Annotated in this window: 1 rRNA gene; it reads right to left on the minus strand. The window is 50.5% G+C overall.

Annotation, left to right across the window (positions count from 1 at the left end):
• Positions 1-297 (minus strand): 23S ribosomal RNA (locus tag DV424_RS08875); the annotation flags it as partial.

Genomic DNA, 297 nt, shown 5'->3' on the forward strand with positions numbered 1-297 from the left:
CCTGCCCCGATTAACGTTGGACAGGAACCCTTGGTCTTCCGGCGAACGGGTTTTTCACCCGTTTTATCGTTACTTATGTCAGCATTCGCACTTGTGATACGTCCAGCATGCTTCTCAACACACCTTCATCCGCTTACACAACGCTCCCCTACCCAACAGACTTACGTCTAATGCCGCAGCTTCGGTGCTATATTTCAGCCCCGTTACATCTTCCGCGCAGGCCGACTCGACTAGTGAGCTATTACGCTTTCTTTAAATGATGGCTGCTTCTAAGCCAACATCCTAGCTGTCTAAGCC

It is taken from the genome of Haemophilus haemolyticus, from assembly GCF_003493605.1.
In the GTDB taxonomy this organism is placed as follows: Bacteria; Pseudomonadota; Gammaproteobacteria; order Enterobacterales; family Pasteurellaceae; genus Haemophilus; species Haemophilus haemolyticus_J.